The sequence below is a fragment of the Microvirga sp. 2TAF3 genome, assembly GCF_052114965.1.
Lineage (GTDB): Bacteria > Pseudomonadota > Alphaproteobacteria > Rhizobiales > Beijerinckiaceae > Microvirga.
Window position 1 is genome coordinate 130589 of the sequence record NZ_JBFRFT010000008.1, and the last position, 25017, is coordinate 155605.

Here is a 25017-nt window from a genome sequence, read left to right on the forward strand (position 1 = left end):
GTAATACCGGGTCGGGACCGCTCCTTCACGGCTCGGCAATTTCCTGCTAATCTGCACCTTGGATGAGCAAGCGCGACGCGTCGGTTGGGAGGCGGTCATGGCTAGCCCCATGGAGCAGTTTGTCATTACTCCGATCATTCCGTTGGGAAGGGTTGGAAATGTTGAGCTTGCAGTTACCAACTCTGCTCTGTTCATGGTCGGCGCCGTGGTGTTTATCGTGGGCGGCCTGCTTCTCGCCACTCGCAAGCGCGCCATCGTTCCTAGCCGCGCTCAATCGATTGCCGAGGTGCTGCACGAATTTGTGGCCGACACTCTGAAGAATACAACGGGACAGGAGGGACTGAAGTTCTTTCCCTTCGTATTCTCGCTCTTTTTGTTCGTGCTAACGCTCAACCTGTTCGGAATGATCCCAGGCTTCTTTACCGTCACCAGCCAGATCGTTGTCACCTTCGCCCTGGCCGCACTGGTGATCGTAACCGTGATTGCGTATGGGACTGTCACTCACGGGATGCATTTCCTGAGACTCTTCGCCCCCTCCGGAGTACCTATTTGGCTTCTTCCGATCATCGTCGTTATTGAGATCATCTCGTTTCTTGCGCGACCTATCTCGTTAAGCCTGCGTCTCTTTGCCAACATGCTCGGAGGCCACATTGCCTTGAAGATCTTCGGCGGTTTCGTGGTTTCTCTTGGCGCAGCAGGCTTTGGCTATGCCTTGCTGGCGCCGCTACCATTGGTGATGGCGGTCGCGCTCACCGCGTTCGAGCTTTTCGTCGCAACTTTGCAAGCTTACGTCTTCACGGTCCTGACCTGCATCTACCTGAACGATGCGCTGCATCCCGGTCATTGATCCAGCTACGGCATCAGCAGTTTCGGGCGCAACTGGCTTCAGCTAGCACAGGCTTGATCCCGCTCCCGCCAGGGCCTTCCTGCTCATCACTCGGCAGGATGCTCGGACGTGCCAGGAACAGACGGCGGAGCCGCCGCATCGGCCTGCGGCATCGGCTTCTCCGAACGGCCGGTCCGCTTTACCTTTTCACGCAGCGCCTGGAACGTCACATAGAGCGGCGGAATGACGAAGATCCCGACGAATGAGGCGAGGATCATGCCGCCGAAGACAGGTGTTCCGACATTGCGCCGGGCGAGTTCGGAGGCACCTGTCGCGACAACAAGCGGAAACAGGCCGAGGATGAAGGCCAGCGATGTCATCATGACGGGGCGGAAGCGCAGTCGCGCCCCTTCCGTGGCTGCCTTCAGCAAGGGAACGCCCCTCTCCCGCTGCTCCTTCGCGAATTCGACGATCAGAATACCGTTCTTCGCCGCTAGTCCGATCAGCACGATCATCCCGATCTGTCCGTAGAGATCGAGGGTGAGGTGTGCGATCACGATGCCTGCGAATGCCCCAAAAACGCCGATTGTCACAGACAGCAAGACCGGGATTGGTATGGTCCAGCTCTCATACAGCGCCACAAGGAACAGGAATGCGAAGAGCACGGCGAAGCCGAGGATCATCGCGGTCTTGCCCTCGGCGCGCTTTTCCTGGAAAGCGGTATCTGTCCACTCGCCGGCGAAGCCCGGCGGAAGTGTGCGCGCTGCCACCCGCTCCATCGCCGCCAGTGCCTGCCCGGACGAGACTCCCTCCGCAGGACTTCCCTGGACCGTGACGGCTCGGCGGTTGTTGTAGCGGATCAGGGAAGGCGGTCCGACGATGACCCGGACCTCCAGGAGGCTTCTCAAGGGAACCATCTTCCCTTCGGCATTGCGCACGTTGATGCGATAGATGTCCTCGACGCTCGCCCGATCGACGGCTTCGGCCTGGACCTGAACCTGCCACGTGCGGCCGAACAGGTTCATGTCGTTGACGTAATATCCCCCGAGCGCTGCCTCCAGGGCTTGGAAGACACTGTTCAGCGGGACGCCGAGGATCTGGACTTTGTTCCGGTCGATATCGAGGAAAATGGAGGGGCTCGTGGCCGAGAATGTACTGAACACGCGGGCCAATTGTGGCTCCTGGTTCGCGGCCACGGTCAAGCCGCGCAGAACCTGCGCCAGGACCTTTGGGTCGCCCCCGCGCAGATCCTGCAAAACATAGGTAAAGCCGCCGCCCGTGCCGAGGCCGATGATCGGCGGTGGCGCCAAAGGCACGACAGTTCCGCCCGGAACCTGACGAAGTTTCGGGCCGAGGCGTGCGATCACCTCGGATGCGCCGAGCGAGCGATCCTGGCGCTCCTCGAACGGTTTCAATGTGACGACAATGAAGGCCGCGTTCGGCTGCGAGTAGTTGTCGATGAAGTTCAGTCCGATCGCCGAAGTGAAGTCGGCCACGGCCCCCTCGTCGCGTAGGACGCTTTCGGCGCGCTGGATCACTTCCGATGTCCGCGCGACGGACGCGCCATCCGGCAATTGCACTATCACGAAAAAGGCACCCTGATCGTCTTCCGGCAGGAACCCGGTAGGCGTGATCCGCGAGAGGACGAAGACACCGAATCCCGCGGCTGCGACCAGCACCAACCCAATGACCGAGATGCGGACAAGTCGGCTGACGGCGGTTCCGTAGGCGTCACGCGCCCGGTCGATAAAGCGCATCACCAATCCGATCACGCCTCGACGCGGTCCATGGTGGGGCCGCAGCAACACGCCACAGAGGGCTGGCGACAGCGTCAACGCGTTGATCGCCGAGAGAAACATACTGACCGCGACGGTCACCGCGAACTGGCGGAACAACTCGCCGGAGATGCCGGGAATGAAAGCCACGGGGACAAAAACCGAGAGCAGCACCAGCGTAATGGCGATGATCGGCGCGGTAATCTCCCGCATGGCCCGTTTGGTCGCGTCCGCGGGCGAGAGTTCGGGATGCTCCTCCATCACCCGCTCGACATTTTCGACCACCACGATGGCGTCGTCCACCACGATGCCGATGGAAAGCACGATCGCAAGGAGCGAAACCGAATTGGCGGAATAGCCGACGGCCTTCAGCACGATGAATGTGCCGATCAGGCTCACGGGGACGGCAAAAGTCGGGATCAAGGTCGCCCTAACGCTGCCGAGGAACAGAAAGACTACGAGCACGACGAGGATGAAAGCCTCGATCAAGGTCTTTCTGACTTCGTGGATCGTGTCGGTGACAAAGACCGTCGGATCGTAGGTGACTTTCCATGTCAGATCTTCCGGGAAACTCTTCGCCAGCTCCGAAATTTGGGCTTTCACCGCGTTCAGCGTTGTAATCGCATTGGCGCCAGGGGACTGGAAGATCGCCATCACGGCCGCCGGACCACCATTGAACCGGGTTTCTCGGTCGAGATTGGCTGCGCCCAGCTCCAGGCGCGCGACATCGCGGAGCTGAAGGACGGATCCGTCGGGATTGGTACGCAAAACGATTTTCTCAAAATCCTCGACGGAGCTGAGCCGCCCTTTCGTTTGAATGTTCAGCTGAAGCTGCTGGTCGTCCGAGATAGGGCGCGCACCTATGCGCCCGACGGCGGCCTGCACGTTCTGTGCCCGGATCGCGTTGATGATATCGCCCGTCGTCAGGCCAAGGCCGGTCAATCGGTCAAGCCGGACCCACGCACGCATGGCGTAGTCCTGAGGGCCCCATAGCAGAGCATCGCCGACACCATGTGTGCTCTTGATCTGGTCGAGAATGTTGATCGTGGCGTAGTTCGAAATGAACAGCGGGTCATGGGTATGTTTGGGCGAGTAGAGGGCGACGACGCCCAATAGCGCCGATGACTTCTTTTTTACCGTGACGCCCTGGCGCTGAACATCCTGGGGCAGCTTGGAGAGTGCGACCTGAACCCGGTTGTTGACATTGACGGCATTGATGTCCGGATCCGTGCCCAGTTCGAACGAGGCAGTCAGCGTATAGCTGCCATCGTTGCCGCTCACGCTTTTCATGTAGATCATCTTGTCGACACCGACGACCTGCGACTCGATCGGCTGGGCGATGGTCGCGTCCACGACATCGGCAGAGGCACCGGGATAGTTCGTGGAGACGGAGACCTGGGGCGGGACGATATCGGGATATTGTGCGATCGGGATGGTCCAGAGCGCCAGGGCACCGGCGATCGTCGTGACGATGGCGATGACGATCGCCAGTCGGGGTCGGTCGACAAAGATTGAGGACAGCATCGGCTTACATTCCGTTCAGGGTCCGGGACACCGGATTTGCCCGCACGGGTATCCCGGAGCGCACACTCTGAAGGCCGTCGACGATGACCTGATCACCTGCCGACAAGCCCTCCTCGATGATCGCCCCGGGGCCGATCTCGCCGCCGAGCTTGACGCGCCGGATCGCGGCCTTGCCGTCCTCGACGACGAAGACGTAGACGCCCGCCTGATCGGCGATCAACGCCGCTTGCGGGATCACGATCTTCTCTTGCGGAGTGCCGGCTTCCAAAATAACACGCACGAGCTGGCCGTCGATAAGAGCACTTCTCGGGTTTGGCATGGTGGCGCGAGCCATTACTGTGTCGGTTGTGCGATCGACCGTCACATCAAGGAAGTTGATGCGTCCCACCTGATCATATGTCGCTCCGTCGGAGAAACGTATCTGAACGTTGATGCTCTTCGGGTCGGTCCGGCTTCCGGTTTCCGCCTGCCTCAAAAATTCGCGCTGGCTCACAGGGAAGGTGACATACATCGGATCCTGGCTGACGATCGTGGCCAACACGCCGCTGTCAGGTCCGACGACATTGCCCTTCGTCACACTGGAACGACCGATCCGCCCGGTGATCGGCGCCACGATATTTGTATAACCGAGATTGATCTGGGCGGTCCGCAGATTGGCCTCGTCGGCGAGAACTGCCCCCTTGGCCTGCTGTTCCATGGCCCGTGCCTGGTCGCGGGCCACAGCCGTGCCGGCGTTCTTTGACAACAGGTCCTCGGCCCGCTGCAACTGTATGACAGCGAGGGTATAGGCCGCCTTGCTGCGTTCGAGCGCGCCCTGCGCCTGCTGGACATCGGCCTCGAAAAGCCCCTGTTCGATCCGATAAAGCGGAGCGCCTTCCTTGACAACGTCGCCTTCCTTGAAGAGGACGTCCTCAAGATAGCCTTTGACACGTGCCCTGATTTCAACGCGGTCAGGCGCCTCGATGCGGCCAACGAACTCCATGTTTCTTGAGACAGGCTTCCGTTCGGCATTGACCGTGCCGACAGGAACGGCAGAGGGAGCCCCCTCTTGTGCAAAGGCGGGAAAGACGAGCCCGAACCATACCAACGCCCAGATGGCAGTATGCATGAGAGCCTCCATTGTCCGGAGCGTCAGGCATGGAATCAGGCGACCGGCCTTGGCTGGCAGAAGTCGTCAACGTTTCAGTCTACAGGGCGCCAGACATCCTGCTTGATCAACGGGGACAATCCCTTGACATTATGTGACGCCAGCACCGTCCCGAGTGGAAGACGCGAGCGAACCTGCCAGCCTCGAAACGACCAATGGCAACTGCATCGGAATTTCAAAATGGCAAGAAATGCCCATCGGCAAATTGCGTTTGGTCAATGTGATCGACAGCGATTTTGCGCCAAACATTCATTTCCCATATGCGATTTTTATTCTTGATGGCAGCACGCTAAGGAAGGTCAGGCTCCTGCGATGTCATTCTGGGATGGAGCTGTTCATGTTGTCGTGGAAGCATCAAGGGCATCGTGACACTGAGTAAGCGAGGCGGTTCAAGGTTACCGTCTGACAGGCCTCGGCACGAAAATGTGGAGCCTGCGCCTCGCGTCTATAAGTGGGATGCAGCAGGTGGACCCATTGATGTGACGGTACCGGCCTCGCTCCTCACCACTATCTTGTCGGCAATGCTTATCATCGTCTCCCGCCCACCTCATCAATGTGCTCCAGCAAGTCGGCGGGGTCTTGATACACCCGGTAGGCGCTCGCACGAACGAGTTCATCCTCGCCGTACCCTCCCGAGAGCAGGCCGACACCGAGCGCCCCGGCGCGACGCGCAGCCAGCATGTCCCAGATGCTGTCACCCACCACGCAGGCGCTTTCGATGGGATGGCCTAGAGCATCGGCCGCCGCGAGGAAAAGGTCCGGGTCGGGCTTGGCGTATTTGACCTTATCGCGGGTAATGACCGGCACCGTCTCAGGATCAACGCCAAGGTTCCGCAGCACGGGCCCCGCGGTTTCCATGCGCCCGCTGGTCGCAATCGCCCATGGCAGACCGACTTCCGTGAGGTAGGCGAGAAGAGCGCGGGCACCCGGCAGTGGACGGATCCGGCTGGCGCGCTTGTTGTAGGCCTCGGCATGGAGCCGGCGCAGCCGCTCGATCCGCTGCGGCTCGATCGCGAGGCCGGTCTCGCGCAAGAGCATGTTGGTGAACAGGCCGCCCGACATGCCGATCTTGCGGTGTATGCGCCAGACCGAGAGCTCGATCCCCTCCGCCTCCAGAGCTTCGTGCCAAGCCAGCACATGCTGGTAGACACTGTCGACGAGGGTGCCATCAAGGTCGAACAGGAACGAGGTCTGGCGCGCGGGCATGGCGGCGGCTCCTGAATGCGTGGACTCTAGCATCCTCATCGCCATGACGTCACGCCGCCGATCGGCGCCGACTAGTGGATAAAATCAGACGCTTGGTACCCAAGCCATAGGTCTGCTCAAGGCGATTGGCAGCCGTTCAGCATTAAGCGGACATGAGCCATTAGGGCTTCGTTGGATAGATCGTTTGTCCAAGCGCCAACATCGATACGAATTTTCCAATTCGCGCTGCGCGGGTCTTCTCCGTCTTCGCGTCATGAATCCGGTAGAGGATAGCGTATCGATTAGCGCCCTTCAGCGTCGCAAAGAACGCTTTCGCCGCTGGCTCCATATCGAGGGCGGCCTGCAGGTCATCAGGGACCTCGGCTTTGCTCTGCGAGGCATAGGCCGCGTTCCAGCGTCCATCGGCCTCCGCCTTCTCGACCTCGGCAAGACCCGCTGGAGTCATCCGTCCAGATGCCAAAAGCCTCGTCGCCGTGTCCACATTGTTCTGTGACCATTTGCTCTTAGGTCCACGAGGGGTGAAGCGGACGAGCCAGAATTGGTCATCGAACCGATCAAGCTGTCCGTCGATCCACCCGAAGGCGAGCGCCACCTCAATTGCCTCAGCTTTGTCGACGCTGGCAAGGCCCGACGATTTCTTGGCAAACTTTACCCAAACGCCACGTGAGGCAGCCCCGTGTTCAGCCAGCCAGCTTTCCCAGATGTCGCGTGATGCAAAGGCGAGGACAGGCAATCCCTTGTGCTCAGTCATGTCCACTCGTCAAATTTCGTCTGGGGACGTCGCCTAAACGCGCAAAATCATCCCAGCTTGAACTGGAGAGCGTAAGCCGAATGCCCGTTAAGGGTCGATGAACATCCTTATTGATCGGGTACCAAGTGTTAGAATTTGACCACTAGGTACCTTTGGCTCCCCCGCTGTTCCCCGCGGCGGTCGATTGGGCTCGCTGCCCCAAGCATGCGGCAGGACAGTTTTGGAAGGCACCGCGTGACTGACAAAGCCGGTCGAAAAGAAGGATCTCCGGCAGCCTATTCACGAGACAGCTTTGCCCCGTTACAAGTCCGTTGTTGTCCTTCGCAATTGGATCGCGACCCATGGCTGCCAGCGTTACTGATCGTTTCCTCCGCTACGTCGTCATTGACACCCAATCCGACGCCCAATCCCCGTCCCAGCCTTCGACCGAGAAACAGAAGAACCTCGGCCGCCTGCTGGTCGAGGAACTCCTCGAGATTGGCGTCTCCGATGCGCATCTCGACGAGCACGGCTATGTCTATGCGACCATTCCGTCGAATACCCACAAGAACAACGTTCCAGTCATATGTTTCTGTGCCCACATGGATACGGCGCCGGACTTCAGTGGCACCAACGTCAAGCCGCAGGTCATCAGGAACTATCAGGGCGGCGACATCCAACTCCCGGGCGACCCTCGCGAAATCATCCGGGCTGCCGACCATCCGGTGCTAAAGGACCAGATCGGCAACGACATCATCACGTCCGACGGCACGACGCTCCTAGGTGCCGATGACAAGGCCGGAATCGCCGAAATCATGGCGGCGGCCGAGTTCCTGATCAGGAACCCGGACATCAAGCATGGCACGATCCGCATCCTCTTTACCACTGACGAGGAGATCGGCCGCGGGGTCGACCGAGTCGACTTCAAAAAACTTGGCGCCGACTTCGGCTACACGATGGACGGCGAAACGGCCGGCACGATCGAGGACGAGACCTTCTCCGCCGATGCGGTGGAGATCGTCATCAAGGGCGTGGCGATCCATCCGGGCTTCGCCTACGGCAAGATGGAAAACGCCATCAGGATCGCCGGTGCCATCATTGAGCGTCTTCCCAAGGACATGGCGCCCGAGACGACGAAGGGCCGTCACGGTTTCATCCATCCGACCGGGGTTTCCGGAGTGATGGAAAAAGCGAATATCAGCTTCATCATCCGCGACTTCACGGAGGATGGCCTCAAGAGCAAGGAGGCACTGCTGCAAAAGATCACAAAGGAGGTGATGGAGGGTTATCCGGGCTCCAGCTACACCTTCACGGTCAAGGAACAGTACCGCAACATGAAGATCGTGCTCGACCGGCATCCGGAGATCGTCGACTACGCGGTGGAAGCGATCCGCCGGGCTGGCATGGCGCCGGTGCGCGGCAGCATTCGCGGCGGCACGGACGGTTCACGCCTCTCCTTCATGGGCCTGCCCTGCGCCAATATCTTCGCCGGCGGCCATGCCTTCCATTCCCCGCTCGAATTCGTCAGCAGCCAGGACATGGAAAAGGCGGTGAAGACCATCGTCGAACTCGCCAAGCTCTGGGAGGAGCGCGCGTAAGCGCCTCCTCGCCTTGAACAGGGCGGGGACCCGCAGCACCACCAAGATGGTCGACCATGGGGCTGCAGCGGGTCAATGCGGAAGTTTAGCCCTGTCTCAGAAGGTCTGCTCTCGCTAGACGAGCGGACCTTCAGCGCATCGTGCGGAAAAGTAGACCTGGTTTTTCGCATGATGCGCTAGCGCGCGAGCCAGCCGCCATCCACTGGCAGCACGATGCCGTGAACGTAGTCCGCCGCTGACGAGGCCAGAAACACGGCCGCGCCTCCAAGGTCGCCCGGATCGCCCCAGCGTCCGGCCGGGATCCGGCTTAGGATCTCACTGCTCCGCTTGGGATCGTTGCGCAGCGCCTCGGTGTTGTTGGTGACGAAATAACCCGGCGCGATGCCGTTCACATTGATGCCCTTGGCAGCCCATTCGCAGGCGAGAAGCCGTGTCAGTCCCGCCAACCCGCTCTTGCTCGCGGTGTAGGACGGGATGCGGATGCCACCCTGGAAGGACAGGAGCGAGGCGATGTTGATGATCTTGCCGCCATGCCCGTCCACAAGCATCCGCCGGGCTACCGCCTGGGACAGAAAGAAAGTGGACTTGAGGTTGACGTTCATCACGTCATCCCAGTCCTTTTCCGTGAAGTCGATTGCGTCCGCGCGCCGGATGATGCCGGCATTGTTGACCAGGATGTCGATGCGATTACCGGCTTCGGCGCTCGCGGCCACGATGCGGTCAATCGGTTCGAGACTCGACAGATCCGCCTGCACGGCGCGGAACGCGACACCCGTGTCTCGGCACAGGCGCTCCGTCTCGTCCATGGCGGAACGCCCGACCGCCACGATGCCCGCACCCGCACCCGCTAGCGCCACGGCGATAGCCTGCCCGAGGCCCGTATTGGCGCCGGTCACGATGGCGGTCTTTCCTGTCAGATCAAAGAGGTTTTTCATGGCTTCGCCTCACCGCAGAGCGTCCATGGACACCATGTCCATGTCTGTAAAGTCCTGGTTGTCGCCCCCCATGGCCCAAACGAAGGCGCAGTTGCTGGTCCCGACGCCCGAATGGATCGACCACCCGGGAGATAAAACTGCCTGCTCGTTGGTGACGACAAAGAGCCGTCCGGGTGGATGTCCGAGGCGCGGAGCGTGGTCTGCGCACCGGCGGTAGTGCCGGTAAGGGCTGCGCAAAGCCCAAATGTGGCCGCGGTGAGGGATCGCCTCGTAAACATCGTATCCTCCTTGAGGCTTCCTCGAATATTTGTTGTCGCCGGCTCTGACTCGGAGGCCGCACTGCGGGCTAGCCGGGCCCTTGCGGCGACCCGACCGGTGACAGGTGTACTTCTTGTAACTTATCGTCGACCTTTGTATGGTAGTATGGTCTAGTATGCGACGCAACCCGCCGAAAGAATGAGAACCGCCGTGGCCCCCTTCCCCTTTCCTGTCAGCCAAGGCTCGGCAGCGCAGCGCATCGAGAGCGAGTTGCGCCGGTCGATCATCGCGCTGGAGCTACCGCCGGGAAGTCGCCTGTCGGAGCAGGAGCTTGCCGAGCGGTACGGCGTCTCGCGGCAGCCCGTCCGGGAGGCCCTGATTGGCCTCGCCCGCACACGCCTTGTGGAGGTCCAGCCGCAGCGGGGAACGGTGGTAGTGAAAATCTCCATCAGGAAAATGATGGAGGCGCGCTTCGTCCGTGAGGCTATCGAGACCGCGATCGTGCGCCGGGCCTGCTCGTCGTTCGACCGGCAGAGCCGCGAGAGGATCGAAGACCTGCTTGAGATGCAGGAACACGCGGCGCGAAGAGGCGACCACGATGCCTTCCAGCGCTACGACGAACTGTTCCACATCGCGCTGGCGGAAGGCGCCGGCTGCCCGCTCGCCTGGGAGGCAATCCAGGACATCAAGGCTCACATGGACCGGGTCTGTCAGCTGACCCTTCCCGCCGCTGAGGCGATGCTGCCCCTGATCGACCAGCACCGCGCTATCGTGGCTGCGATCGATGCCGGCGATGAGGACGCCGCCGACGCCGCCATGCGCCGGCACCTGACGGAAATCCTGCGAGCTCTGCCCCGCGTTGAAGCAGAAAATCCGGAGCTGTTCAGCGCATGATCATTCCGCCGCGATTGTCCGGTACGGGTCGAAGTTCGACGTTTGAAGCTTGGTCTGAACATCCGCTTCTAGTCCCATGAGCCGACCAATACGCTACAAGTGTGAAATAGCAGACTATTGGTGTGTCAGCGGTCGGCGGCGCCGGTCATAGCGGTCACGAGAACACCGCTCCTGGCGATCAGACGCTCAAGCGCGACTACGTTCGGCTTCGGCTGCAAGCTCTGGAGCACATGTCACACCGTTTTCGGATTGCCTTGTGCGATGACGGCGCAGACGAACAGACTTTCGCCTGCCGGTATTTGGCCCAACAATTGCGGCGCGATGGCCTTCGGAGCGATGAGGTTGGTGTTGGGTGGCGCTCGATGAGCGCGCCCAGCCCTTCTTACGTAGAGCCTAGATCGACGATGGCCGTCAGATCGGCGTCCGTCTCGGCAAGAGCGCGTCCTGAGTCCTGATCGACAGGCAGCGCAATGTCCCCCTGACGTGCTGCTGCAAAGCCACCTTCAATCGTGTGCAACTGGCGCGGTGTGCGAACACGCTGCACACGGACCTGGAAAGGTTCGGCAGAGCTGTTAAGCCAGGACAGAAAGATGCGTGCTGCGGTTTTGCCAGGGCGATACCCAGCAATCCGTATCATTCCATAACAAGCAGAAGTGTTACCTCAGGCGTAACCTTGAGCCACGCAAAGGACACCGGCAGCGCCTTCAAACTATCTAAGTATTGAAGATATTGGTGGGTGTACAAGGATTCGAACCTTGGACCCGCTGATTAAGAGTCAGCTGCTCTACCAACTGAGCTATACACCCGTCGCCGAAGCGAATTCAGCGGCGTCAATCCGCTGAAGAGGCCGTGCGTGTAACAAACGGCACGGCCCCTGTCTACCCCATTCGGCCAGGATTTCGCCCTCATGCGGCGGATTTTGATTTACCGCTGTGATAGAGGCCGTCCCCGCGCGAAATGATGCGGTCTTCGGGCTGCAGATCGCCGGGCTTGATGTCCTCCTGCGCCTCCAGTTCCCGCCAGAGCGGGATCAGGCGGTCGAGGTCGAGGCTAGGCCAGGATTCGATTCCGTCGAGGACGAAATAGGTTTCCTGGAAGTCGTCGATCCGGTAGAGGGTGCGCATGACGCGGCCGAGGTCGAAACCGATCCGGTTGGGCGACGTACTCTCCAGAGAAAAGATCGTCTCCGAGGGGGACGAGGCAATGCCGGCGCCAACGATGCGAAGCCCCTGCGGAGTCTGGGCGAGGCCGAACTCCACCGTATACCAGTAAAGCCGCGCCAGGCGCTTCAAGGCCCCGTGCTCGGCGGCGACAAGCCCTGCCTTGCCGTAGGCTTCGAGATAATCCGCATAAATCGGCTGCATGATCAGCGGCACATGGCCGAACACGTCGTGGAAGATGTCCGGCTCCTCGATGTAATCGATCTGCTCCGGCTTGCGGATCCAGAAGCCTGCTGGGAATTTGCGGTCTGCGAGAAGGCGGAAAAAGGCGAGGTCCGGAATCAGGCCCGGCACCGCCACAACCTCCCAGCCCGTCGCCGCCTTGAGGCGCTGGTTCATGACGCGAAAATCGGGAATGCCCTCCTCTCCGATCCCCAGGCGGTCGAGCCCTTCCAGGAACTGGTCGGCGATGCGGCCCTTCAGGATTTCCCGCTGGCGGCTTGCCAGCGTGCGCCAAGTGCCATGATCGGTTCCGGTATAATTCTCGAAATTCTGGTCGACGAGGTAGTCGCGAGGATCGTCGCTTCCGATGGCGCTGTTCATGGGCGTCTCCTCCATCTCTTATGGAAGAATATCACCCGATGATGGTCATTACTCGCCGAACATGGCCTAGCTTTGCGCCATCAAGGTCATAAAATGACCTGAACTGGCATTTGCGAGGCGATCATGTCCCGTCATCTCTCCCCGTCCGACCGCCGCATCCTACGAGTGCTGCAAAGCGAGGGCCGCATCACCAATGCGGCCCTGGCCGAAAAGGTGGGGCTCGCTGCTTCTCCCTGCCTCAGGCGTCTCAAGGCACTGGAAGACGATGGAGTGATCGAAGGCTACCGGGCGATGGTGAACCGCAAGGCGCTCGGCTTCGAGGTGGAGGCCTTCGTGTTCATCAAGCTCGAGCAATCCGAGCCCGGCTGGCGGACTCGCCTTGTGGAGCGACTGAAAGGCTACGAGGAGGTGATCGCCTGCCACGCCCTTGCCGGCGAGGTGGACCTGATCGTCCATGCTGTCGCCAGGGATATCGAGAGTTTTGGGGAATTCACCATGAACCGGCTGCTCACCCTGCCTGGCGTGGCGGATGTGCGCTCGAGCTTCGTCCTGTCGAGCATCAAGCCGCTCGGGCCGATCCCCGTACCGGATTAGACTATTCCACCGTCATTCCGGGGCGCCGCAGGCGAGCCCGGAACCCATGAACACGGCGAAAGCAAGAAAGGCGCTACAATCACCGTAGCGCCTTTTCTATTGCGATTGCGGTTATGGGTTCCGGGCTCTGCTAACGCGGCCCCGGAATGACAGGGAGATAATTCACTCCGCAGCGTGCTGGGCGTGGAGGCGTGCGCCGCGGCTCATGAGCTTGTTGAGCGCGCCGAGATAGGCCTGCGCCGAGGCCACCAGCGTGTCCGGATCGGCAGCGCGGGAGGTTACGCTGCGATCGTCGGCGGAAAGCCGGACCGAGACCTCGGCCTGGGCATCCGTGCCCTCGGTCACCGCATGGACCTGATAGAGCTCCAGCACCGCCTCGTGAGGCACAAGCGCCTTGATGGCGTTGAAGGTGGCGTCCACCGGCCCGTTGCCCTCCTGCTCTTCGGTGACGATCCTGTCGTCGACCTGGAGCTTCATGGTGGCGCGCTGGGGCCCGCGCGTACCGGCGACGATGGAAAGGGAGACCAGCTTGATGCGGTCATGGGCCATGGCGATGTTCTGATCGACCAGCGCCTCGATATCCTCGTCGTAGACGTGCTTCTTGCGGTCCGCCAAATCCTTGAACCGCTCGAAGGCATCCTGGAACTGGTTGTCCGAGAGCTTGTAGCCCAGCTCGTCCAGCTTGTTGCGGAAGGCGGCGCGACCCGAATGCTTGCCCATGACGAGGTTCGTCTTGGACACGCCGACGCTTTCCGGCGTCATGATCTCGTAGGTCTGCGCATTCTTCAGCATGCCGTCCTGGTGGATGCCGCTTTCATGCGCGAAGGCGTTCCGGCCCACGATGGCCTTGTTGTACTGCACCGGGAACGAGGTGGCAGCCGACGCCAGCTTAGAGGCGCGGGTCAGCATGGTCGTATCGATGCCGGTCTCGTAAGGCAGGATGTCGCCGCGGGTGCGGATCGCCATCACGATCTCTTCCAGAGCCGCATTGCCGGCCCGCTCGCCGATGCCGTTGAGGGTGCATTCCACCTGCCGCACGCCGCCCTCCAAAGCCGCCAGGGAGTTCGCGACGGCGAGGCCCAGATCGTTATGGCAATGGGCGGAGAAAATCGCCTTGTCGGCGTTCGGCACACGCTCCCGGACGGCGCGGAACATGGCGCGATATTCGTCCGGGGTGGCATAGCCCACCGTGTCGGGCAGGTTGATGGTGGTGGCGCCGGCCCTGATCGCGACTTCGACGCAGCGGCACAGATACTCGATGGAGGTCCGGGTGGCGTCCATGGCGGACCATTCCACATCCTCGACGAGGTTGCGGGCCTGACCAACCGTGGTCGTGATGATCTCCAGCACCTCTTCCTCGGTCTTGCGCATCTGGTGCGCCAGATGGATCGGCGAGGTGGAGACGAAAGTATGGATCCGGGGCCGCACCGCATGGCGGACAGCCTCACCGGCGCGAGCGATATCGGCGGCGATGGCGCGGGCGAGGCCGGCCACGGTCGCGTTCTTCACCTGCTTGGCGATGAGAGAGACGGCCTCGAAGTCACCGTTCGAGGCGATAGGGAACCCCGCCTCGATGATATCGACGCCCATGATGTCGAGCAGTTCGGCGACCTCGAGCTTTTCTTCGAGCGTCATGGTCGCGCCGGGGCACTGCTCGCCATCGCGCAGGGTGGTGTCGAAGATCAGAACGCGGTCCTTGGAGGAGCCGGCGGGGGAAACGGTCATCAATCTAGTCCTTCTCAGGGCGAGCGATCCTAGCGCTCAAGGTTGGTTCCTTTTCTCGAACCCCTGAGAGCCCAGGCGACAACGCCCAGCCGACCCTCAGGGGCGACTAAGGAGAAGGAGGCCAAGGAGGCGCGCGCGATCAGCCGCGGAAGCGGGGCGGATCGTCATAGCGCTTTGGGAGCCGATGAACATCGCGTCCCATTCCTCCTGAAATCGCGGTTGCATCGCGATCAATGCCCTGTTTGTAACGGCGCTTCCCGGCAATGGCAAGAGAATGAAACAAATGAAAAGCCGGGACCGGGTCTTCGCGCACGAAACCGTCACGCGGCGCAAGCTTGGCCTTACCGCTCGCCCGGAAACTGTCGATTCAGTCTAACTTGAATTGTCGCCGCGCCTCGATTCCTAATTGGGAGCAAAGCCCGAAGGGCAACAATAGGGGAGTGCTTCCGATGAAGACCACGATCCGTTCCTTGTGCCTTGGTAGCCTCTTGGCGTTTCCGCTTACCGCCTGCAACCAGACGGCGACCATCATCCCACCCACCGCATATGCGATGGTGACACCCTCCAGCTTCCGCATGCCCGAGGGGACCGGCTGCAAGGGCGAGATCGACCGCTACCGGGCCATCCTGGGCAACGATCTCGCCATGGGCCATGTTCATCGATCGGTCTACGACCGCGCGGAAAAGGAGATCACCCGAGCCTCCGCCACCTGCGCCGCCGGACGCGAGACGGAGGCCATGCGCATGGTCAACGCGACAAAGCTCCGCTCCGGCTATCGCTAAAGCATCGGACCCGAAAGTGGCCTCCACCTTTGGGATCATGCGATGCTCGCCCTACCACAGCGCATCGTCCGGTGTGCTAGGCGAAAGCCCAACGAAAGAACGATTGCAGAAAGAGCGGCATCGTTTTCGGGTCGATATCCTCCGGCCCGCGAACGATCCGCACATCGCTGAGCTCCGGCTCGTCCTGCGCGGCGATGGCGGCGCGGATCTTCCTTGCCCCCTCCTCCGCCGGGACATGGAGGGTGACGAAGCGCATGAGAGCGACGGAGGGCCAGTGTTGCACGACGATCCATTCGTCGGACACATGGTAGTCGCTCTCCGACAACCCCGTTTCCTCCTCCAGCTCGCGGGTCAGGCTCGTCGCCAGATCGACGGTGCCATCCGGTCGCATGTCGGATCGGTCGGGAGTGCCGGCCGGGAAATAGACGCGTCCGCCATTCACCGTATCGTGGCTCATCACGCCGCAGATGAAGGCGCCGTCCGAACCGCGCAGGGCCGCCATCGCGAAGCCGTTGGCGATAGCCGTGTCGGGATGCCCCATGTCGATCCAGGCGACGAGATTGGCGTAGTCAGTTTCGAAATAGGTGTTGCGGCACAGATCCGGCGTCACCGACATGTTGCCGAGCAGGAGCACGCGGCCGTTGAACATCTTGGGCTTTGCCGCGATGCGCCGCTGCCAATTGGCTTCGATGGCATCGCGATTGTCGTTGGCCCAGCGCCATTCGAGCGGCTTGTAATCGGCCTCCACATGCGCGACCCGCGTGATGACGACATCCCGGTTCATGCCAGAATCTCGCCGCGGCTGACCATGACCGCATGGCCCCCGATCTCGGCGGAGACGAGAGCGCCGCCCTTGATGACCATCTGCAGGGAAATCACGCTCGGGCGCCCCATCTCGACACCCTGTTCGATGACAATGTCATGCTCGCCATCGCCGAGGGGCTCGCATTGCATCAGGGCTCCGGCGAAAGCCGCCGCCGCCGATCCCGTTGCGGGATCTTCTGCCACGCCCATGCCGGGACCGAACATGCGGGCGCGGAAACGCAGGCCTTCACCGGGCATGCGGGTATAGACATAGGCAGCGGGATGGTCGCTGTCGCTGAAGGTTTTGTCGAAGGACTCGCCCTGCGGCTTCGACCGGGCCAAAGCGTCCAGAGACGCGACAGGAACCAGATCGTAAGCGACGCCAGCCGAATGGCGGCTCGGTACATGGCGCTCGAAGCAGATCTCGGTCGGATCGAGGCCGAGCGCCCAGGCGCATTCGCTCGACTCCTTGCCCTCGCTCCATGCGAAAGGCATCCGGGGCAGCTTGAAGCGGGCCAGCCCCCTCGTCTCGTCCTGGACCTCGACGGCGCAGGGCACGATGCCGACCTTCTCCTTCAACCCGAACGCGACGGCGCCGGGTCGACCCTCCCGATCGAGCAGCGCCAGAAGCACCGCCGTGCCGACTGTCGGGTGTCCCGCGAACGGCAATTCCCGCGCTGGGGTGAAGATGCGGATATCGGCGCGTTGCCGCGAATCCTCGGGCGGAAACACGAAGACGGTCTCGGAGAGGTTGAACTCCCGCGCGATGGCCTGCATGCCGCCCGTCTCCAGGCCCTGGGCATCGAGCACCACGGCGAGCGGATTGCCGGTAAAGGGCTCGCTCGTGAAGACATCGAGCGTAACGAAGCGACGGGGCATCGGTCAGACCTCCTCGGCCGGGAAGCGATAGGTGGGAGAGACGAACTCGTCCTGCGCCGCGATGGTCAGGATCTCGCGCGAACCCGCCTCTTCGGTGCGCTTGAGAAGTCCGAATACGGATGCGGCAGCCTCGGCAAGCGCTTTGTCGGCGGATCGCGAACGGGCGTAATGAACGAAGAACAGGGCGGCGATAGCATCGCCCGCGCCGTTGACGCTGAGCGACAGCTTCGGCGTCCGCACGCGCCAGAAACGCCCGCCCTCGCCTGCGATCAGGTCGACTGAATCCTCAGGCGTCTCGCGTGTAAAGACCGATGTGACGAGCACCACCTTCGGCCCAAGAAGATGCACGGCGGCAATGGCTTCCTTTACCGAAGCCTCCGTTTCCGTCGTAATGCCGGAGAGATAATCCAGTTCGAACTGGTTCGGCGTGATGATGTCGGCGGCCGGGATCGCCTGATCCTTCATGAATTCAGGAATACCGGGGCGGACGAAGACGCCGCGCCCCACATCGCCAATTACCGGATCGCAGCAATAGAGCGCATCCGGATTGAGCGAGCGCACCCGCGCCACGGCGGACAGGATCGCATTGCCGATATCGGCGGAGCCCATGTAGCCGGAAAGCACACCGTTGCAGCGCTCGAGCACGCCCCGGTCTGCGATCCCGTCCAGGAGTTCCTCGATGGCTGGGCCGTCGAAGACGCGCCCTTTCCAGGAGCCGTAGCCGGTATGGTTGGAGAATTGCACCGTATGGATCGGCCAGACCTCGACACCGAGGCGCTGCATCGGAAAGACCGCAGACGCATTGCCGACATGGCCGTAGGCGACATGGGATTGGATCGAGAGAACGTTCATGGCTCGTGCCCCACTGAGGCCCTTCGGTTAGCGCATCGTGCGGAAAAGTGGCCCCGGTTTTCCGCTCAGAACGATGCGCTCATCCGATGCTCTAGCGCATCAGCAGCCCCGCATCAAATTGCGCGATTTGATCGGTTCGATCACAAAGGCATAAGGATGCCCGTGGCACGAACCCGGTTTCTGCGCTTCTTCCGATCCGGCAAGCCTTGGAGGAGCTTCATGAATGTCGAAAGTCTCACGCATACGGTCGTCGACTTCGTGCGCGCCAACAAGGAATTCACTCCGCTCATCCTTGGCCTCCTGACCTTCGCCGAATCGCTTGCCTTCGTGTCCCTCGTGGTGCCTGCGATCGCCATGCTCATCGCCGTGGGATTCGTGGTCGCAGCAGCGGAAATTCCATTCTGGCAGGCATGGATCGGAGCGGTGACCGGCGCCTTTCTGGCCAATTGGATCTCCTATGCCATAGGCCGGCGCTACAAGACCCTGGCCTACGATGTCTGGCCCCTGTCGCGAAACGCTCACCTCATCGCACGCGGGGAACGCTTCTTTCAGAAATTCGGGCCCTGGGCCGTGTTCCTCGGACGGTTCTTCGGCCCTACCCGCGCGGTCATCTCTTTGATTTCAGGCATTTTTCTGATGCCTTCCATGCTATTCCAGGCCGCCAATCTGGCCTCCGCCTTCGTCTGGGCTTTCGTGCTCTTGGCCCCCGGCGCCGGTCTGGCCAAGTATCTTCACTGGTAATGTCCTCGCCGACAAAAGGCTATTTATTCCTATAAACAAGCTCAGAATTTTATCTGCACGCGACCTAGCGGCATTCATAGGGGTCGCATCGTCCCGGGAAGCATAACTTCAACAACGCTGAGAAGACGATAAGCAACAACTCTTCTCTCTTTGCGCCAGCTTATCGCAGTTTTAATAGCTTTTACCCTCTGTTTCGGCAGGTGGCAGGCGCTCCACGTAATGTTATGCAAGCTCCATTGCCTCTTTCCAAGCAATGTGATGACACAGAGCCCGCCAGATACGTACGATTGGTACGACGAAGATGACGCTTTCCATTCCGTGAATGGAACGCCCTCGGGCGTTCTGCCCGGACTGCCACAGTCCTTGCAGAATATCGGATGGTGGGTCAGCGGCATCGCGTTCGCGGCGCTCTGGATTTTCGAGAGCTGGAGCTTAACCAATCCCTCATTCGGAAAAGAGGGCATCGGCTATATGGCTGAAAGCTTCTGGAGACTCCTGCTCGCCCTGGCGGTTTGCTATGGGATCTTCAAATTCTGCAAGCCCCGGTATCAAAAGCTGGGGCGTGTTCTATGCATTATCAGCGCCGTCGTATTGCTTCTGCAGCACATGGCCTGACCCTTCTCTTCCCTCGGGGGCTACAAAACAAAAAGGGGCGGATCAACCGCCCCTTTTCTTTTTGGTCTTACCGCAGCGATCAGTTGCGGGTCTTGTCGACGAGCGCCTTGGACTTGATCCAGGGCATCATCTCGCGCAGACGGCCGCCGACTTCCTCGATCTGGTGCGCGGCATTGCGGGCGCGGACGGCCTTGAACGAGGTCTGGTTGACCTTGTTCTCGAGCATCCAGTCGCGGGTGAACTTGCCGGTCTGGATGTCAGTGAGAACGCGCTTCATCTCGGCCTTGGTCTCAGGCGTGATGATGCGCGGGCCGGTGACGTACTCGCCGTACTCGGCGGTGTTGGAGATCGAGTAGTTCATGTTGGCGATACCGCCCTCATAGATGAGGTCGACGATCAGCTTCACTTCGTGCAGGCACTCGAAATAGGCCATCTCGGGGGCGTAGCCCGCCTCGACGAGGGTCTCGAAACCGGCCTTGATGAGTTCGACGAGACCGCCGCAGAGCACGACCTGCTCGCCGAAGAGATCGGTCTCGCACTCTTCCTTGAAGGTGGTCTCGATGATGCCGGCCCGGCCGCCGCCATTGGCGGAAGCGTAGGAGAGGCCGAGATCATGGGCATTGCCCGTCGCGTCCTGGTGGATCGCGATCAGGGTCGGCACGCCGCCGCCGCGCTGATACTCGGAACGGACCGTGTGGCCGGGGCCCTTCGGGGCGACCATGAGCACGTCGAGATCCTTGCGGGGCTCGATGAGGTTGAAATGCACATTGAGGCCATGCGCGAAGAGAAGGGCAGCGCCCTGCTTCATGTTGCCATGAAGCTCGTCGCGATAGATGTCGGCCTGCAGCTCGTCGGGCGTCAGCATCATGACAACGTCGGCCCACTTGGCGGCCTCGGCCACTTCCATGACCTTGATGCCTTCCTTCTCGGCCTTGGCGGCGGAGGGCGAGCCCTTGCGGAGCGCTACCACAATGTCCTTCACGCCGGAATCACGCAGATTCAGTGTATGGGCATGCCCCTGGCTGCCGTAGCCGACGATGGCGACCTTCTTGCTCTTGATCAGATTGATGTCGGCATCGCGATCATAGTAAACGCGCATAACTGACTTTTCCTTTAGCGTTTAGGATTGAAACATCGCGCCCCGGATGGTCCGGGGCCCAGATGGAATGCGGCTTTCTAGAGCGTTTTCCGAGCTTATGGAATTGGAAAACACTCTAGAAAAACTCAGGTTGCCGCATTTTTCTTTCGCAAGATCGGCTCCCCGTTTTGCGAAAGATGCTCTACCGGCGCCGCACCCGGAAGGAAAGTGCTGCAACCGTTATTTTGCTGGACTTCATGTCCCTTTATTTCAATTGCCTTGAAAATTTTCATAAGGTAGACCTTACCTAACGATATCACCTTGTTGGGAGGCTGAAGTGGCTAGAATCGACGTCTCGTTCATTCTTCTTGGCGTCCTGTGCCTGATCGTTGGCGTGGTGCTCGGGATTGGCATGGGTGCCGCCCATGACTTCCAGTACGCGCCGGTGCATGCTCACCTGAACCTTCTCGGCTGGGCCTCGCTTGCCCTGTTCGGATTGATTTACAAAGCATATCCGGCACTTTCCGTTTCATGGCTGGCGAAGGCCCATCTGGTACTGTCGGGTGTGAGTGCTTTCGCGTTTCCGGCCGGCATCTACATTTCGGTCGCTCACGAAAACCCCTCCTTCGCCATTGGCGCTTCGTTCATCGCCTTGGGCGGCATCCTCGTGTTCTTCTGCAATCTGCTGCGTGTCTTCTTCTTCAAGTCGACCACCGCCTCCACGGACAGAGCCCTGGCCTGATTGAAGCGAGGGACGCTTTCTGGGAGAAATAAGCGATGGATAAGCTCGTTTCTCCCAATACCGTCCTCGATTTCTGGCAGGCGGCTGGAGCCGACAAATGGTTCGCGAAGGATGACGCCTTCGACCAAGCCTGCCGGGACCGTTTCCTTCCCACCTATGAGGCCGCCGCCAGGGGCGACCTCAATGAGTGGGAACTGACCCCCGAAGGTGCTCTCGCCGTCATTCTCCTCCTCGACCAGTTCCCCCGGAACATGTTTCGCGGGACCCGCGGTGTCTACAAAACCGATCCCGCCGCCCTGCTCGCGGCCGACCGTGCCATCGAGAAGGGCTACGACAAGGCGTTCAAGCCGGCACTTCGGCAATTCTTCTACCTGCCTTTCATGCACTCGGAGAGCCTGAGGCATCAGCAGCGCTCGGTCGCCTTGAACGAAGCTCTCGGCGAACCGGAATCCGTCAAATACGCCCATCATCACCACGACATCATTGCCCGCTTCGGCCGCTTCCCCCACCGCAACGGCATTCTCGGACGGGACACGACGCCGGAGGAGGAAGAGTTTCTGAAAGTAGACGGCTTCAAGGGCTGACCTCACATACCGTCCGCCCCGCGCGCCATGGCGGCGACGCCGGTACGGGAGACTTCCACGAGCCCGACAGCCGTCATCAGCTTGATGAAGCGTTCGACCTCTTCGGTCGTCCCGGTAAGCTCATAAACGAAGGATGTCAGCGTGGCGTCCATGGTGCGGGCGCCGAAGGCCGAGGCGAGCCGCATGGCCTCCACCCGGTGATCGCCCTTCCCTACCACTTTCACGAGGCAGAGTTCCCGCTCGACCGCGTCGCCCGTCAGGGTCAGATCGACCACCCGATGCACCGGCACCAGGCGTTCGAGATGGCTCTTGATCTGCTCGATGATGCTGTCCGTCCCCGCCGTCACGATGGTGATGCGCGAGATATGCGCCTCATGCTCCGTCTCAGTGACGGTGAGACTCTCGATATTGTAGCCGCGCCCCGAGAACAGGCCGGCGATCCGGGCGAGGACGCCCGGCTCGTTGTCGACAACGACGGCGAGCGTGTGCCGGTTGATGGGTTCGATGCGGGTTGCGTCGGGATAATGGGTGCTCATCTGGGTCATGTTCGCTACGTACTTCCCCCCTCTCCCGAATGGGAGAGGGGCCGGGGGTGAGGGTGTGACATCTCAGGAAGAGTCGCGGCCTGCGCAATCTTCCTCAAAACCAATTCCAGATCGTTCAGCACTTCACCATTGGTGAAACGCAGAACCACGAATCCATGGCGCTCGATCTCTTCCGTTCTGCGTGCGTCATATTCCGAGAACCATTCATGTTGTTTGCCATCTATCTCTACGATCAGCTTCCGTTCGAAGCATAGAAAATCAACCGTGTAGGCGAGCAGCGGAACTTGCCGTTTGAACTTGAGGCCTTAGAAGCGGCGGCCCCGCAGAGCCTGCCAAAGCGCATCTTCCGCAGTCGTTGCCGCCTTGCGAAGGTTGCGTGCGAATTGGCGTGGCTCTTTAGTCATTCAGCGCCGTCCCTCACCCCTGCCCCTCTCCCATCCGGGAGAGGGGAGTGCCTACACCAGCATCTTGCCCTTCTCGTCGATCACGGAACCGATATCGGTTCCCGCCTCGCCGAGGTAATCGTTGAGCAACATCTCGTTGTGTGCCTTGCCCGAGGGGATCATCGGGAAGCAGTTCTCCGTCTTGTCGACGATGCAGTCGAAGATCACGGGCTTGTTGACGTTGATCATCTCGAGGATCTTCTCATCGAGGTCGGTCGGGTTGTCGCAGCGAATGCCGACGCCGCCATAGGCCTCGGCGAGCTTCACGAAATCCGGCAGCGATTCCGAATAGCTCTGCGAGTAGCGACCGCCATGCAGCAGCTCCTGCCACTGACGCACCATGCCCATATACTCGTTGTTCAGGATGAAGACCTTGATCGGCAGGTTGTATTGGAGCGCGGTCGACATTTCCTGCAGCATCATCTGGATCGAGGCTTCGCCGGCGATATCGATGACGAGTGCATTCGGATGCGCGAGTTGCGCCCCGACGGCGGCGGGCAGGCCATATCCCATGGTGCCGTGACCGCCCGACGTCATCCAGTGGTTCGGCTCTTCGAACTTGAAGTATTGCGCGGCCCACATCTGGTGCTGGCCGACCTCCGTAGTGATGTAGGTCTCGCGGTCCTTGGTGAGTTCGTAGAGACGCTGAATCGCGTGCTGCGGTTTGATCGTCTCCTTGGAGTTGCGATAGGCAAGGCAGTTGCGGGAACGCCAGCCTTCGATCTTGTTCCACCAATCCTTGAGAGCGACCTTGTCCATCTGCGGGGCACTCTGCCGCCACAGGCGCACCATGTCCTCCAGCACATGCGCGCAATCGCCGACGATCGGGATATCGACCTTCACGTTCTTGTTGATCGACGAGGGGTCGATGTCCACATGGATGCGCTTCGAATAGGGCGAGAACGCATCGAGGCGCCCGGTGATGCGGTCGTCGAAGCGCGCGCCGATATTGATCATCACGTCGCATTCATGCATCGCGAGATTCGACTCGTAAGTACCATGCATGCCGACCATGCCGAGGAACTGTGGGTCGGATGCCGCATACGCGCCAAGCCCCATCAGGGTGGAGGTGACGGGAAAGCCGGTGAGGTGCGCGAGTTCGCGCAAGAGCGCCGACGCGTGCGGACCGGAATTGATGACGCCGCCGCCGGTATAGAAGACCGGACGCTTCGCATTCGCCATAAGTTCGATGGCGGCGCGGATTTTCTCCATGTCGCCCTTGACGGCCGGGCGGTACGTCTTGTGTTGGTTGCTGGTCGGACGCACATAAGTTCCGGTCTTGAACTGGATGTCCTTCGGCAGGTCGACGACCACCGGGCCGGGACGGCCATTCGAGGCCACGTAGAACGCCTCGTGCAGGATGCGCGGCAGATCCTCGATCGATTTCACCAGATAATTATGCTTTGTGCAGTGGCGCGTAATGCCGACCGTGTCGCATTCCTGGAAGGCATCGGAGCCGATGAGATGGGTGGGCACCTGACCCGTGATGCAGACCAGCGGAATGGAATCCATCATCGCATCGGCAAGACCCGTCACCGCATTGGTCGCGCCCGGCCCGGAAGTCACCAGCACCACGCCCGGCTTGCCGGAAGAGCGTGCGTAACCTTCCGCAGCATGCACGGCGCCCTGTTCATGCCGGACGAGGACATGCTGCACTTTATCCTGGTGGAAAAGCGCATCGTAAATGGGAAGAACCGCGCCGCCCGGATAGCCGAAGATATGTTCGACCCCCTGGTCTTGCAGGGCACGGATCACCATTTCGGCTCCCGTCATCGTCTCGCTCATGTCACTCGCTCCGTCTCGTCTGTTTCGCTGTGCTGGAGGAATTTAGGCAATAAAAAAGGCCCCTGTGGGGGGCCTATGCGCCATCGCCGGACCTGCGGGTGTCAGCCCCGCTCCGTCGATGGCGCTCGTACTACGAGAATAAGCTTGCGCATTGATGCAGCTCTCGGTTCAAAAGTTGCGCCGACGCTAGCC

At 60.8% G+C, this 25017-nt stretch carries 24 protein-coding genes, 1 tRNA gene and 1 pseudogene; 10 read left to right on the plus strand and 16 right to left on the minus strand.

Features of this window, described 5'->3' with window-relative positions; genetic code table 11:
• Positions 1-97 precede the first annotated feature (97 nt).
• The gene (locus AB4Y97_RS10550; RefSeq protein WP_441998993.1) at positions 98-847 is read left to right on the plus strand and encodes a F0F1 ATP synthase subunit A; all 750 of its coding nucleotides are present in this window, start codon (positions 98-100) and stop codon (positions 845-847) included.
• 86 nt (positions 848-933) lie between these two features.
• Here the strand turns inward: AB4Y97_RS10550 and AB4Y97_RS10555 are convergent, their stop codons facing one another.
• Positions 934-4125: an efflux RND transporter permease subunit gene (locus tag AB4Y97_RS10555; RefSeq protein ID WP_441998994.1), complete on the minus strand. Its 3192-nt coding sequence runs from the start codon at positions 4123-4125 to the stop codon at positions 934-936.
• Positions 4126-4129: 4 nt separating this feature from the next.
• Entirely contained in the window at positions 4130-5233 is a 1104-nt protein-coding gene (locus AB4Y97_RS10560) for an efflux RND transporter periplasmic adaptor subunit (protein ID WP_441998995.1), read from the minus strand.
• Between the two features lie 154 nt (positions 5234-5387).
• Here AB4Y97_RS10560 and AB4Y97_RS10565 point away from each other — a divergent pair, with 154 nt between their 5' ends.
• A complete protein-coding gene (locus tag AB4Y97_RS10565) occupies positions 5388-5651 on the plus strand; it encodes a hypothetical protein (protein WP_441998996.1) in 264 nt (87 codons plus the stop codon).
• A 149-nt stretch (positions 5652-5800) separates the two neighbouring features.
• On the opposite strand, the gene AB4Y97_RS10570 is transcribed toward AB4Y97_RS10565, so the two are convergent.
• Together AB4Y97_RS10570 and AB4Y97_RS10575 are read right to left on the minus strand one after the other, a co-directional pair.
• A complete protein-coding gene (locus AB4Y97_RS10570) occupies positions 5801-6511 on the minus strand; it encodes an HAD family hydrolase (protein WP_441998997.1) in 711 nt (236 codons plus the stop codon).
• 127 nt (positions 6512-6638) lie between these two features.
• The gene (locus AB4Y97_RS10575; RefSeq protein WP_441999056.1) at positions 6639-7229 is read right to left on the minus strand and encodes a YdeI/OmpD-associated family protein; all 591 of its coding nucleotides are present in this window, start codon (positions 7227-7229) and stop codon (positions 6639-6641) included.
• Between the two features lie 341 nt (positions 7230-7570).
• Between AB4Y97_RS10575 and pepT the strand changes: the two genes are divergently transcribed.
• Complete coding sequence (gene pepT / locus AB4Y97_RS10580; protein ID WP_441998998.1) at positions 7571-8806, plus strand: peptidase T; 1236 nt, start codon at positions 7571-7573, stop codon at positions 8804-8806.
• A gap of 176 nt (positions 8807-8982) precedes the next feature.
• Here the strand turns inward: pepT and kduD are convergent, their stop codons facing one another.
• Positions 8983-9741, minus strand: coding sequence for a 2-dehydro-3-deoxy-D-gluconate 5-dehydrogenase KduD (gene kduD, locus AB4Y97_RS10585; RefSeq protein WP_441998999.1), 759 nt, complete (start codon positions 9739-9741; stop codon positions 8983-8985).
• 468 nt (positions 9742-10209) lie between these two features.
• On the opposite strand from kduD, the gene AB4Y97_RS10590 reads away from it, so the two are divergent.
• A complete protein-coding gene (locus AB4Y97_RS10590) occupies positions 10210-10893 on the plus strand; it encodes a GntR family transcriptional regulator (protein ID WP_441999000.1) in 684 nt (227 codons plus the stop codon).
• Between the two features lie 730 nt (positions 10894-11623).
• Here AB4Y97_RS10590 and AB4Y97_RS10595 read toward each other — a convergent pair.
• Together AB4Y97_RS10595 and phhA are read right to left on the minus strand one after the other, a co-directional pair.
• Positions 11624-11699: transfer RNA gene (locus AB4Y97_RS10595), tRNA-Lys, on the minus strand.
• Positions 11700-11798: 99 nt separating this feature from the next.
• Positions 11799-12656, minus strand: a complete 858-nt coding sequence (gene phhA / locus AB4Y97_RS10600; protein WP_441999001.1) for a phenylalanine 4-monooxygenase — start codon at positions 12654-12656, stop codon at positions 11799-11801.
• Positions 12657-12779: 123 nt separating this feature from the next.
• Between phhA and AB4Y97_RS10605 the strand changes: the two genes are divergently transcribed.
• The gene (locus tag AB4Y97_RS10605) at positions 12780-13250 is read left to right on the plus strand and encodes an Lrp/AsnC family transcriptional regulator (protein ID WP_441999002.1); all 471 of its coding nucleotides are present in this window, start codon (positions 12780-12782) and stop codon (positions 13248-13250) included.
• Positions 13251-13412: 162 nt separating this feature from the next.
• Here the strand turns inward: AB4Y97_RS10605 and AB4Y97_RS10610 are convergent, their stop codons facing one another.
• Entirely contained in the window at positions 13413-14975 is a 1563-nt protein-coding gene (locus tag AB4Y97_RS10610; RefSeq protein WP_441999003.1) for a 2-isopropylmalate synthase, read from the minus strand.
• Between the two features lie 449 nt (positions 14976-15424).
• Here AB4Y97_RS10610 and AB4Y97_RS10615 point away from each other — a divergent pair, with 449 nt between their 5' ends.
• Complete coding sequence (locus AB4Y97_RS10615) at positions 15425-15757, plus strand: hypothetical protein (protein WP_441999004.1); 333 nt, start codon at positions 15425-15427, stop codon at positions 15755-15757.
• A gap of 76 nt (positions 15758-15833) precedes the next feature.
• On the opposite strand, the gene AB4Y97_RS10620 is transcribed toward AB4Y97_RS10615, so the two are convergent.
• The 3 genes from AB4Y97_RS10620 to pdxY are packed head-to-tail and all read right to left on the minus strand — an operon-like array spanning position 15834 to position 18292.
• Positions 15834-16541: an NUDIX hydrolase gene (locus AB4Y97_RS10620; protein WP_441999005.1), complete on the minus strand. Its 708-nt coding sequence runs from the start codon at positions 16539-16541 to the stop codon at positions 15834-15836.
• Positions 16538-17440 (minus strand): PhzF family phenazine biosynthesis protein, encoded by a 903-nt coding sequence (locus AB4Y97_RS10625; protein ID WP_441999006.1) that lies wholly within the window; start codon positions 17438-17440, stop codon positions 16538-16540. Before AB4Y97_RS10625 ends, AB4Y97_RS10620 begins: the two co-directional genes overlap by 4 nt.
• A gap of 3 nt (positions 17441-17443) precedes the next feature.
• Positions 17444-18292 carry a pyridoxal kinase PdxY gene (gene pdxY, locus AB4Y97_RS10630; RefSeq protein WP_441999007.1) on the minus strand — a complete coding sequence of 283 codons (849 nt, stop codon included), beginning with the start codon at positions 18290-18292 and terminating at the stop codon, positions 17444-17446.
• Between the two features lie 219 nt (positions 18293-18511).
• On the opposite strand from pdxY, the gene AB4Y97_RS10635 reads away from it, so the two are divergent.
• Both AB4Y97_RS10635 and AB4Y97_RS10640 read left to right on the plus strand, forming a co-directional pair.
• A complete protein-coding gene (locus AB4Y97_RS10635; protein WP_441999008.1) occupies positions 18512-19033 on the plus strand; it encodes a DedA family protein in 522 nt (173 codons plus the stop codon).
• A gap of 258 nt (positions 19034-19291) precedes the next feature.
• Complete coding sequence (locus tag AB4Y97_RS10640) at positions 19292-19648, plus strand: hypothetical protein (protein ID WP_441999009.1); 357 nt, start codon at positions 19292-19294, stop codon at positions 19646-19648.
• A 79-nt stretch (positions 19649-19727) separates the two neighbouring features.
• Here AB4Y97_RS10640 and ilvC read toward each other — a convergent pair whose 3' ends face one another.
• Both ilvC and AB4Y97_RS10650 read right to left on the minus strand, forming a co-directional pair.
• Positions 19728-20747, minus strand: coding sequence for a ketol-acid reductoisomerase (gene ilvC / locus AB4Y97_RS10645; RefSeq protein ID WP_441999010.1), 1020 nt, complete (start codon positions 20745-20747; stop codon positions 19728-19730).
• Between the two features lie 125 nt (positions 20748-20872).
• On the minus strand, positions 20873-21019 hold the full coding sequence (locus AB4Y97_RS10650) for a hypothetical protein (RefSeq protein ID WP_441999011.1): 147 nt from the start codon (positions 21017-21019) through the stop codon (positions 20873-20875).
• A 44-nt stretch (positions 21020-21063) separates the two neighbouring features.
• On the opposite strand from AB4Y97_RS10650, the gene AB4Y97_RS10655 reads away from it, so the two are divergent.
• On the plus strand, positions 21064-21468 hold the full coding sequence (locus AB4Y97_RS10655) for a hypothetical protein (protein WP_441999012.1): 405 nt from the start codon (positions 21064-21066) through the stop codon (positions 21466-21468).
• A 35-nt stretch (positions 21469-21503) separates the two neighbouring features.
• Positions 21504-22052 carry a DUF924 family protein gene (locus tag AB4Y97_RS10660; protein WP_441999013.1) on the plus strand — a complete coding sequence of 183 codons (549 nt, stop codon included), beginning with the start codon at positions 21504-21506 and terminating at the stop codon, positions 22050-22052.
• A gap of 2 nt (positions 22053-22054) precedes the next feature.
• Here the strand turns inward: AB4Y97_RS10660 and ilvN are convergent, their stop codons facing one another.
• From ilvN to AB4Y97_RS10675, 3 genes and pseudogenes are all read right to left on the minus strand, one after another.
• A complete protein-coding gene (gene ilvN, locus AB4Y97_RS10665) occupies positions 22055-22597 on the minus strand; it encodes an acetolactate synthase small subunit (protein WP_441999014.1) in 543 nt (180 codons plus the stop codon).
• 5 nt (positions 22598-22602) lie between these two features.
• Positions 22603-23001, minus strand: a pseudogene (locus tag AB4Y97_RS10670) (endonuclease domain-containing protein).
• A gap of 51 nt (positions 23002-23052) precedes the next feature.
• Complete coding sequence (locus AB4Y97_RS10675) at positions 23053-24825, minus strand: acetolactate synthase 3 large subunit (RefSeq protein WP_441999015.1); 1773 nt, start codon at positions 24823-24825, stop codon at positions 23053-23055.
• Positions 24826-25017: the final 192 nt, after the last annotated feature.

Coding starts and splice junctions, on each gene's coding strand:
- AB4Y97_RS10550 (WP_441998993.1), top strand. CDS start 98: ATGGCTAGCCCCATGGAGCAGTTTGTCATTACTCCGATCATTCCGTTG.
- AB4Y97_RS10555 (WP_441998994.1), bottom strand. CDS start 4,125: ATGCTGTCCTCAATCTTTGTCGACCGACCCCGACTGGCGATCGTCATC.
- AB4Y97_RS10560 (WP_441998995.1), bottom strand. CDS start 5,233: ATGCATACTGCCATCTGGGCGTTGGTATGGTTCGGGCTCGTCTTTCCC.
- AB4Y97_RS10570 (WP_441998997.1), bottom strand. CDS start 6,511: ATGCTAGAGTCCACGCATTCAGGAGCCGCCGCCATGCCCGCGCGCCAG.
- AB4Y97_RS10575 (WP_441999056.1), bottom strand. CDS start 7,229: ATGACTGAGCACAAGGGATTGCCTGTCCTCGCCTTTGCATCACGCGAC.
- pepT (WP_441998998.1), top strand. CDS start 7,571: ATGGCTGCCAGCGTTACTGATCGTTTCCTCCGCTACGTCGTCATTGAC.
- kduD (WP_441998999.1), bottom strand. CDS start 9,741: ATGAAAAACCTCTTTGATCTGACAGGAAAGACCGCCATCGTGACCGGC.
- phhA (WP_441999001.1), bottom strand. CDS start 12,656: ATGAACAGCGCCATCGGAAGCGACGATCCTCGCGACTACCTCGTCGAC.
- AB4Y97_RS10605 (WP_441999002.1), top strand. CDS start 12,780: ATGTCCCGTCATCTCTCCCCGTCCGACCGCCGCATCCTACGAGTGCTG.
- AB4Y97_RS10610 (WP_441999003.1), bottom strand. CDS start 14,975: ATGACCGTTTCCCCCGCCGGCTCCTCCAAGGACCGCGTTCTGATCTTC.
- AB4Y97_RS10615 (WP_441999004.1), top strand. CDS start 15,425: ATGAAGACCACGATCCGTTCCTTGTGCCTTGGTAGCCTCTTGGCGTTT.
- AB4Y97_RS10620 (WP_441999005.1), bottom strand. CDS start 16,541: ATGAACCGGGATGTCGTCATCACGCGGGTCGCGCATGTGGAGGCCGAT.
- AB4Y97_RS10625 (WP_441999006.1), bottom strand. CDS start 17,440: ATGCCCCGTCGCTTCGTTACGCTCGATGTCTTCACGAGCGAGCCCTTT.
- pdxY (WP_441999007.1), bottom strand. CDS start 18,292: ATGAACGTTCTCTCGATCCAATCCCATGTCGCCTACGGCCATGTCGGC.
- AB4Y97_RS10635 (WP_441999008.1), top strand. CDS start 18,512: ATGAATGTCGAAAGTCTCACGCATACGGTCGTCGACTTCGTGCGCGCC.
- AB4Y97_RS10640 (WP_441999009.1), top strand. CDS start 19,292: ATGACACAGAGCCCGCCAGATACGTACGATTGGTACGACGAAGATGAC.
- ilvC (WP_441999010.1), bottom strand. CDS start 20,747: ATGCGCGTTTACTATGATCGCGATGCCGACATCAATCTGATCAAGAGC.
- AB4Y97_RS10650 (WP_441999011.1), bottom strand. CDS start 21,019: ATGAAAATTTTCAAGGCAATTGAAATAAAGGGACATGAAGTCCAGCAA.
- AB4Y97_RS10660 (WP_441999013.1), top strand. CDS start 21,504: ATGGATAAGCTCGTTTCTCCCAATACCGTCCTCGATTTCTGGCAGGCG.
- ilvN (WP_441999014.1), bottom strand. CDS start 22,597: ATGACCCAGATGAGCACCCATTATCCCGACGCAACCCGCATCGAACCC.
- AB4Y97_RS10675 (WP_441999015.1), bottom strand. CDS start 24,825: ATGAGCGAGACGATGACGGGAGCCGAAATGGTGATCCGTGCCCTGCAA.